At 57.1% G+C, this 9,417-nt stretch carries 8 protein-coding genes; 2 read left to right on the forward strand and 6 right to left on the reverse strand.

The window, feature by feature from the left end:
- The first annotated feature begins 132 nt into the window (after positions 1–132).
- A complete protein-coding gene (locus ADICEAN_RS18700) occupies positions 133–2,562 on the forward strand; it encodes an outer membrane beta-barrel protein (protein WP_009197229.1) in 2,430 nt (809 codons plus the stop codon).
- A gap of 127 nt (positions 2,563–2,689) precedes the next feature.
- Here ADICEAN_RS18700 and ADICEAN_RS18705 read toward each other — a convergent pair whose 3' ends face one another.
- From ADICEAN_RS18705 to ADICEAN_RS18715, 3 genes are all read right to left on the reverse strand, one after another.
- Entirely contained in the window at positions 2,690–3,076 is a 387-nt protein-coding gene (locus ADICEAN_RS18705; RefSeq protein WP_009197230.1) for a hypothetical protein, read from the reverse strand.
- An 89-nt stretch (positions 3,077–3,165) separates the two neighbouring features.
- Positions 3,166–3,816, reverse strand: a complete 651-nt coding sequence (locus ADICEAN_RS18710) for an HAD family hydrolase (RefSeq protein WP_009197231.1) — start codon at positions 3,814–3,816, stop codon at positions 3,166–3,168.
- Between the two features lie 116 nt (positions 3,817–3,932).
- A complete protein-coding gene (locus ADICEAN_RS18715; protein WP_009197232.1) occupies positions 3,933–4,421 on the reverse strand; it encodes a hypothetical protein in 489 nt (162 codons plus the stop codon).
- A 753-nt stretch (positions 4,422–5,174) separates the two neighbouring features.
- On the opposite strand from ADICEAN_RS18715, the gene ADICEAN_RS18720 reads away from it, so the two are divergent.
- Entirely contained in the window at positions 5,175–5,762 is a 588-nt protein-coding gene (locus ADICEAN_RS18720) for a hypothetical protein (RefSeq protein ID WP_009197233.1), read from the forward strand.
- A gap of 62 nt (positions 5,763–5,824) precedes the next feature.
- Here the strand turns inward: ADICEAN_RS18720 and ADICEAN_RS18725 are convergent, their stop codons facing one another.
- The 3 genes from ADICEAN_RS18725 to ADICEAN_RS18735 form a co-directional block, all read right to left on the reverse strand.
- Entirely contained in the window at positions 5,825–6,784 is a 960-nt protein-coding gene (locus tag ADICEAN_RS18725; RefSeq protein WP_009197234.1) for a mechanosensitive ion channel family protein, read from the reverse strand.
- Complete coding sequence (locus ADICEAN_RS18730; protein WP_009197235.1) at positions 6,784–8,598, reverse strand: hypothetical protein; 1,815 nt, start codon at positions 8,596–8,598, stop codon at positions 6,784–6,786. Before ADICEAN_RS18730 ends, ADICEAN_RS18725 begins: the two co-directional genes overlap by 1 nt.
- A gap of 47 nt (positions 8,599–8,645) precedes the next feature.
- Positions 8,646–9,417 (reverse strand): hypothetical protein (locus tag ADICEAN_RS18735; protein WP_040398214.1); only part of this gene is annotated, 772 nt, incomplete at its 5' end.

Raw genomic sequence — 9,417 nt, forward strand, 5'->3', positions numbered from 1 at the left:
GGACGGTTTTAGCTGGGCGGGCATTTGCCAATCCTATACTTTTTCCGCTCAGGAAAGGCTTACGGCGCTAACGTAAATTTTGTTTGGGATGGATCGGGAAAGAAAGACCTTAGCCTCCTATTCCAGAGGCCTATGAAAACCTGTATTCAATTTTTTGTATTGTCGCTCCTTTTTTGCAGCCAGCTGTTTGCCCAGGAGGCCGGCCGGCTTAGGGGCAAGCTGCTGGATACCAGTGGAGCTGCGGTGGCCTATGCCAATGTAGCGGTGCTGCATGCCAGTGACAATCGCCTGGCTACCGGTGCTGTAAGCAATGACAGCGGTGAATTTTCCATCAGCAGCCCGGCGGCCGGCACCTACCTGCTGCGCATTACCGCCATAGGCTTTGCCGATTATACCTCTGCCCCCTTTGAGGTAAGCGGGCCGGGCTTCTCCAAAAACTTTGGCAGCCTTGGTCTTAAAGAAGATGTAGAAACCCTGCAGGAGGTAACCGTACAGGCCCTGCGCCCTACCATCACCCAGGAAGCCGATCGCATGGTGGTGAGTGTAGAGGGTACTGCCCTGGCTGCCGGCAGCACCGCGTACGAGGTGCTGGCAAAATCGCCCGGCGTCTACATCGATCAGGACGGCAACGTGCAGCTTAATGGCAAGGCAGGGGTAACCATTATGCTTGATGGCCGCCTTACCTACCTTTCGGCCAAGGAGCTGCGCAACATGCTGGAGGGCATGTCGGCCGAAAACATCAAAAACATCGAGATTATCACCAACCCCTCCTCCAAATATGATGCTGAGGGGTCTTCCGGCATTCTCAACATCAACCTGAAAAAGAATGACCAGCGGGGCATGAACGGCAGCCTCTATGCCGGCTACAGCTATAACCGCCTGAACAGCTATTCTGCAGGGGGTACCATCAACTACAAAGCCGGCAAGTGGAACACCTTTCTGACCCTGGATGCCGCCCAGCGGGTACGGGGGCGCGAAGGGATCTTTTTCAGAGAATTTGCCGGTCCGCAGGAAACCGTTTACTTTCATCAGGATGCCCGGGAAGAAGTGATCCGCAAGGCACCCTCGCTGCGCTTTGGCTCAGACTATAGCCTCAATGACCGCCATAGCCTGGGCTTTATGGCCAACATTGCCCTGCAGGATGCCAGCTTCGACTTCCGCACCGATACCGAAATTGGCCCTGCTCCTCAGCAGCCCCTGTTGCGTATTGATGCCCGCAACCTCACGGCCTCCCGCTATTCCAACTACACCACCAATCTGCATTACCAGGGCAGGCTTGATACTGTAGGTACTACCCTTACGGCCGACCTGGATTATGTACGGATTACCGATAAGACCAGCGCCAGCTTTTTTAACCTGTATGATACCCTGGCCAGCTCCAGACCGGTAACGCGCGATTTTCTGCTGAGCGAAAATCCCAGCGGTTATGATATCTATGCAGCCAAGGCAGATTTTACCCGCCCCCTGCCCCAGGGACGCCGCCTGGAGCTGGGTGCCAAGGTAAGCCGGGTGATCTCTGATAATGATCTGCGCTTTTACTTCCACAATACCGAAACGCCCCTGCCAGACCCTAACCGCACCAATCACTTTATTTATAAAGAAAACATTTTTGCGGCCTATGCCAATTTTAGCAGCAAGCTGGGCAGCCGCATTACCCTGCAGGCCGGCCTGCGGGCCGAGCAGACCCTGTCCGAAGGCAAATCGCTTACCACCGGTCAGGTAACGGACCGCAGCTACCTGAACCTGTTTCCCAGCCTGTTTGTGCAGCAGAAGGTAAGCGAGCAGTACCAGCTGAACTGGAACTACAGCCGCCGCATTCAGCGCCCCAACTACGAGCAGTTGAACCCCTTTATCTTCTACCTGGACCCCTTTACCTGGGCGCAGGGCAACCCCTACCTGCGGCCGCAGTATACCCACGCCATTAGCCTTACCCAAAGCATTAAGCAGCAGTATACGCTGGTGCTGGAGTACCAGCTTACCAAAGACTTTATTGCCGAAGTGCCCAGCCAGTATGTAGAAACCAGTACCACTGTATTTAACCGCAGCAATGTAGATGACTCACAAAACCTGAGCATGACGGCCATAGCCCCGGTGAAGTTTCATAAGAAGTGGGATAGCAACAACACACTGGTGGTAGCCCGCCAGGAGTTTAGTTCGGTATTGGATGGGCAGCTGGTGCGCAACAAGCAACTCTTTTACATGCTGCAGTCAAACCATACCGTAATGCTTCCGCTGGGGCTGCGCCTGGAGGTGAATGCCGGCTATCAGGGGCCCGTTGTATGGGGGTTGTATCGGATTGAAAAGCAGCACTGGGTAAACCTGGGCCTTAAAAAGAGCTTCTGGGAAGACAAGCTGGACCTGAGCCTTACTGCCAATGATATCCTGAAGGGGCAGCGTGTGGTAGGGGGCGCCAATATTGGTGAAAATGTAAACCAGTTTAACCAGTACTTCTTTAACCGCAGCATAGGCATTAACCTGCGCTACCGCTTTAGCAAAGGCGAGCAGTTTGATGCTCGCCGCCGCAACACCACGCTGGAGGAGCTGAACCGCGCCGGAGGCTAAGGAGCAGCTGCAAAGCGAAAAAGAAAAGCCCGGCCAGTCTGGCCGGGCTTTTTTGCCTTTAACAGGACTGGCAAATGAGCAAAACCAATCCTGAAGATCAAAAAAGTAAGGCAGGGTACACAGGCGCTTAGGGTACAAAGCGCAGGTCAAAAAGTAGTTCGTCTTCAGATAGCGTTACCAGCTCAATAATTACTTCATAGCGGCCGGGCGCCAGGGGGGCTTTTTGGGTACCGCACCAGTAATAGCGGCTGGTCGATTCAAGCAGCTGGTTGCCTACCCGCCCCCTGAAGTCAGCATCCGGCATGCCCGTATCGGTCCCAAACCGGGCAAATACCAGATAGGGGCTGGCGCTACCCCGGGCCAGATCGCCTACCGGAATAGCGTTGACCGTAATGTCCTGGATGGGGTAGCCGGTGTGGTTGATAAATTTCACCTCTACAACCTTTTGTTCAAAACTATCGGCACAGCCAGCAATGAGCAGGGCAGACAGCAGGGCAATCAGTACTTTATGCATGGCAGGAGGGGCTTTACCCCTATGACCAGACCCATGCCCTAAGGGTTGGCTGCCGACCGCATTTTTTTAGAACGGGGGTTGCAAAGAGGCTATCCTGCTGCTACCAGTTGCAGCAGCTGGTCAAAATGGCTGATGTGGGCATGGGCTTCCGGCACCTGCCCAAAGCCAAAGGTGGTATAGATAAAGGGGATGTGGTTGCTTTTGCTGGCCTCGTAATCGCCTATGGTGTCGCCTACATACACGGGGGCCTGCAAGCTGTTGCGCTCCCGGATGAGGCGGATATTATCGGCCTTGCTGCGTTTTGTATTGCCAAAACACTCAATATCCTGAAAGAAGTGCTGCAGCCGGTGATGTTCCAAAAATACCTCTATGTAGCCGCTCTGGCAGTTGCTGACGATAAAAAGGGGGTACTGCCGGCGGAGTGCCTGAAGGGTATCCATCAGGCCGGGATAGAGCCTGCCGCCCTCCCGCTGCAGAAAGGCCAGCTCTTCTATGGCACAAAGCCGCTTAAGTTCCTCCAGCTGGCCGGTACTGAGCTGGGGAAATAACCTTGGGTAGATTACATCATAGGGCAGGCCGGTAATGGAGCGCACCATTTCCTGTGTAATGGGGTGCAGGGCAAAGTCCAGCTGCCCGGCGGCGGCCTGCCAGGCACGGGCTACTGTAGCGGTAGAGTCCCATAAGGTACCGTCCAGGTCAAAGATAATGCTGTCGATGGGGGGTATGGAGCGGAGGGGCATAAACGGTTCTAAAAGGTGAGGCGCAAGCTGCTGCGAAGGTAGCAAAAAAGCCGTAGAGATTACCAGGGGTGCCGGTGAGAGCGCGGCTGCTCCTGTTGCCTGGCAGAGGTGCAGGCTTAGTGGGGCAGTCCCTTCAGGCGTTGCTCCAGCGCCTGTATTTCGTTTCGGCTGTACTCACAGTAGCAGAGTTGCAGGGCGGGATAGGGGCTGTTGCTGAGCGGAAACCAGCGGATGAGCTCTTCATCTACCACCAGTCCCACTCTTTTGCGGGAGGCCCCTGCAGTTTTGGCCTGCCACTGCTGCAGCGCACTGTCGCTCAGGTCAAAGGTAAGCAGGGCAAAGGTGTCGGAGGCAATCACCGAGTCGTAGAAAAAGCCAAGCTCCGCATCGCTCAGGGAGAGAATGGGCTCCTCCTGTACAAAGGCATACCCCTTTTTATTGAAGCGCAGATCTTCCTTCACCCGATGGCCCTGAATTGAATCACTCAGAAAGAATAGACCGCCATTGGCTTGCTGGCGTTTTTCGGACAGATCGGCTTCCCGGTGCTGGGCACAGCCGGCCAGGAACAGAACAAGAACACTACAAGATAAAAGCTGCTTCAGCATGCGTACTCAGGTAAAAGGGGGTAGCGGGTATAAAGGTTTGGCAATGCAAAGGCCTGCAGGAATAACAATAAGGGGGTGTTGCAGCCTGCTTTGCCTGTAGCCATCTTCCCGGCTGATGTTTCTCTATACGGAATCCTCTGGCAGCAGATGATGCTTTTGTGCTAAAATTTTACCCCTTGTGAAATTGGGCTTAAGGCCGTTGGATCAGATGGTAAGCATGCCTGTAGGAGTAGTACTTTTCCGGTTCATCTACAGGACAGCAGGGGATCGTGTGCCACCTGCATATCCGGCACGTTTTGTTTATTTTATTCCTTATTTATTACCTGTCTGTTTAGTCGGTTGAAAGGTAGTATTATCCATTTTTACCTAAACATTCTTTTATTTTATGTGTTGCCATAAATTTTTTTTCGATGAACACATGGAGTTAATAGGTTGATAGTTAGCAATATGACTGTAAAAATTTAGTGAAAAGGAGATTGAAGAAGATGCTAGGCAATAAAATTAAAATCTACTTCAGGTTACTTTTTTCTTACTTGCACGTATAGAGAGTACGTGCGGTCCCCACACAAGTGCTTCCTGATCAGAAGCAGGACTGAAAAAGGCCGCTCACCCCCATCCCCTTTCTGAGTTGTGGACTAGTGCAAAACCAAGGTGTGTGTTCGATTCGCCCCTGGTTCCGGCAACGGCCTTTTGGTGGATGGCCAACCAACACGAGTACGTAAAAACACAAAGAGCGATAATTTTTATTTGGATATGTTAAGTGTAGGAGTATCACTGAATGGCGGCATTCGATCGCTGGAGCGGGCACTTAGAATGCGGGTAGAAGGATTGGGTAAAGCCCTGATGGAGGGACTGCTTGCAGCAGCGCCAAAAGCAGTAGCAGCGGAGGAGATCCTGTTGAGCCCAACTCCCGGCCTGCGCATTGCCAGAACCACCCTGCCCGATCAACCGCTGGATTTTAACCAAACTTTTCTTCACATTCACCAGGAGCTAAAAGCCCTCTACCAGCACCAACAGCCCCTGGCCCAACCGGCTGCAGCCTCCACTGCCAGCCTGGAAAACAGCCGGGCTCAGGAAGACCGTAGCCCGGAAGGCCGAACCCCGGAAGGCCGTACCCCGGAAGGCCGGACCCCGGAAGATTATCTGGCGACTGTCTCTCAACTTGTAGGCGGATCGTTACTGCAGCAGTCGGTTAGTGACCGCCCTGCCCGGCGGGCTGCCCCCCAAGGCCTGAAGGTGGCCAGAACCATACTGCCCGATCAACCCATGGACTTCAACCAAACCTTCCGGCACATCCATACGTCGCTAAAGACCCCCTACCAGCCCGGCAGCCGGGTATAGCTGCAGCTGCAGAAATAACAAACGGGAGCCCGGCTTAGCGGCCGGGCTCTTTTTGGTTCCTGCTAGCGGACGTCTTCCTGCAGCAGGCCGGCCTGTGTGAGCTCCCGCATCAGGATCTCGGTAAGCTCAGTGCGAAAGGCAGGCTCATACTGTATGTCCAGCACATAGGCCTTGAGCTCCATTTTCAGCCAGCTTTTGGTATGGTGCAGCACATGGCTAAAATGCACCGCAACGGGCTTGTTCTGGTAGATGTACCGGCTTACATGGGCAGCTTCCAGCGCCAGCTGGCGCACCCGGCCGCTATCAATGCCAGGGGGTAAATATAGCTCGGTTACAACCAGGCAGCTGCTTTCACCACCGGTGGCATTGCGCAGGCTATGGGTAAAAAATAGGGAATTGGGCAGGGCAAGCTCCCCCTCATCCTGGGTACGCAGGCGGGTATGGCGCAGGCCTACCCCTATCACCTCACCATAGTGCTCTCCCAGCCAGATCTTATCCCCAAGGGAAAAAGGAGGTGCCAGCAGCAGGCTGATGCCGGCCAGCGTATTGCGGATCATATCCTGAGCGGCCAGGCCCAGCACCAACGCCACAACTCCCCAAAGCACCAGCCGGCTGGCACCGGCCGGTAACAGAATTGTAGCCAGTACCAGCAGCACCCCCAGCCAAACCAGCAGCTGCAGGAGCGAAAGAAGGGGACCATCAGCCAGCCCTTTGCCCTTGTGGCGCTCTTCCCGTAGGCGAAGCGCCGCCGTAAGCAGGCGAATGAGCACATAGCCCAGCGCCGGCAGCACCACTACCCAAAACAGGTTCCAGAGCGGGGAGTCCAGCGAAAGGGAGGGGCCCCCACTGCCTTGCTCCACAGCTGCAGGCTGTGACAGGGGCCGCTCCCCCGCTGCTGGCTGCAGTTGTGCTTGTTCAGGGGTGCGAGCCACCTGGGCCTGTAGGGGCAGCAGGCCGGGCTGCAACAGGAACAGCAGTGTAAGCAGCAGCCCAAGGCGGAATAGGGAGAGGAGACTATTCATTAGTGAAGCAGGTTTTTTTGTTTCAATACGGTTACCACCAGGCGGTAGAGCAGGGGGTTGAGGGTATAGCCGGAGCCCTGCTCCAGAATAAGCTGCAGCTTGTGGAGCAGTTGCAGCTGGCTGCGGCAGTGCCGCTCGGGTTGGTTGAGGATGCGGCACAGCTCAGGGGCTGTTAGCTGCCCGTGCAGCAGCAGAGCCTGCAGCATAAAGTAACTGTTGGGCTGCAGCTGCTCGGGCAGTACGGGCTCTCCGGGCAGGGAAGCCCTAAGCGTAATGGTGGTTTTGGATACCGCTACCGCCGACCATTGCCAGTACAGCAGCGCCAGGCGCAGGCTGCCCTGGGCAAAGCGGTGCATATTCGTAAAGAGGGTCTCTTCCAGTAAGGCTTGCTTTTCTTCTGCCGGCAGGGAGCTAATGGGCTGGCGCTGCTCCTGAGGGCCAGGCTCGTACTGGAGCTGGTAGCCGCTTAGCAAGTGGCGCCGCATGATGAGCTCCCGCAGCTCTGCCTGGCTAAAGGGTTGCAGCTCCACTACCCGGCTCCAGGCCTGAGCATCCTCCAGGGTTCGGTGCAGGTACTTCCAGGCATAGAGCGAGCAGCTGCACAGCCAGAGCACCTGCCGGCTGCTGCCGGCTACCAGATCCAGAAAATCGTGCATCAGGGCCAGCCCCCCCATCCAGCGCCGAAACAGGTACTGGATATCCTCTACCACCACTACCTGGGGTGCCGGGGGCTGCCGGAGCCAGGCCTGCAGCGCTTCCCATGCCGTATGCTCAGGCAGGCCCAGCAGGGGTGCCAGCTGGCGGGCCAGCGCTACCCTGTTGTCAATCCCTGCCTGCAGGGGCAGCCGGGCAAGAGGGGTATCAGGGGGTAGTTTTTTTGCAAACAGACTGAGCAGGCTGCTGCTGCCGCTGCCGCCTTCGCCCACCAGCAGCAGAGAGGAGAATACCCCCTGCTGCCAGCGCCGGCTGGCTTCCTGCAGCTCATGGCGCTCGGCCGTACGGCCTACCAGCAGCAGCTCGTCAGGGAGGGGCTCGGGGGTAAAGAGGCGCTGGTAGACAAAGGGCAGGCGCTGCAGGGCCTGTTCTTTTTCGGCCAGGTAGTCGGGCAGGGCCGGGGCAGAGGGAGAGGAGGCCAGCGGCTCCTCCAGGCCCAGTTGTGCCCAAAAGCGATGCTGTTCCTGCCCGGCAGTTTTGAGCCGTTGCTGAAGCCTGGCCTGCAGGCGCCGCAGGGGGGTATTGGATAGGCTGTTACGCTTCTGTTCTGCAGCTTTTTGCTTCCGGCTCTTTTTGCGTTGCAGGTGTTGCTGCAGGCTGATGGCCATTTCCGGATTGCTGAGCTGCAGCAGGTGGTTGCTCATCTGTACAACCAGCTGCTCCAGTTCCTGCCAGATGGTGGTGGTAAGCTGCTGCAGGCGATCGCCCAGGGCATTGATCTGCTGCCGGGCATGGTCTATGCCTTCCAGGGCAATGCTCCGGGCCTGCTCCTCCTGCCCGGGCTGCTGCTCCAAAAAGGCCTGGGCTTCGGTAAGCTTGTACAGGGCTGCCTCGGGTACCTCGCCCAGGCGTTGCCGGATCTCTTCCAGCTGCTGGCGCACCTCATTGCTTTTTTGGGTGAGGCTGCGTACGGTCTGGGGCAGTAGCTCCAGGCCGGCCAGTTCCCGGGGGTTAAAGGTAACGAGCCGGTCAGGCGGCAGAGGGCCTGCTTCGGCCCCCTCGGGCAGCTGGTTTAGCGTGCTTTGCGCAGGCAGGGAGGCCAGCACTTCCTGAAAGGGATCTTTGAGCGTCTGTACCCGGGCGGGCAGGCCCAGCTGCATAAGCACCCGGGCTGCGGCCTCCAGCTGGTGTTGCGGAAGCTGCTGGCTCAGCTGCTCCCGAATAGGGCCAAAAGCTGCGGGAAGGGGGGCTGGGCCAGCTCCTGCCTAAGGGTCTGCAGGCTGTCTGCTACCGTTTCAAAGGCCGGGGCCAGCTCGTTTTGCAGGCTTTCCAGCCAGTGGTGACGGCCCGTCTGGTGTTGCTCCTGCAGGCCATCGGCCGCCTGGTACACCTGTAGCAGCAGGCAGCAGCGGCTGCTGACGGACAGGCGGGCATTCTGCCAGTGGCTGAGCAGCTCTTCGGTTTTCAGGAGGCGCTGCTGTTCTTCTTTTTGCAGGCGGGCGGGGCGCAGCAGGGCAGCAGGCAGCTCCAGGGTGCCGGCCTTGCCATAGTCTCTTTCCAGCTCTATGTACAGACGCCCGGTTACGGCATCCAGCTGCCGCTGCAGTTGCTCGCCGGCCTGTAGCAGAAGGGTGCGGGCCTGCTGCCTGCGCTGGTGGATCTCCTGCAGCAAATCGCTGCGGGAGGGCTGCGGCTGGCGGTCGGGCAGCAGGCTGAGGGCACTGAAGGTTCTGAGGAGTTCCAGCCGGTGGCGCTCGGCAATGCTGATCACCTCCTGAAGCCTGTGCAGCAGGTTTACCAGCAGGTGGCGACGCAGCAGCAGCTGCCAGGGTATTTTTTGTGTCCAGGGGTTCCGGGCAGAGGCGGGCACAGGGAGGTTAGGTACTGCCTGTAAGGATGTAGCAACGCTGCCCTTAGCCAGCAGGCTGCGCAGATGCCGTTTCCAGAATTTAAGCGACCGCAGCCAGGCCGGATCATCC

Origin of the sequence: Cesiribacter andamanensis AMV16, from assembly GCF_000348925.1 — a bacterium.
In the GTDB taxonomy this organism is placed as follows: domain Bacteria; phylum Bacteroidota; class Bacteroidia; order Cytophagales; family Cyclobacteriaceae; genus Cesiribacter; species Cesiribacter andamanensis.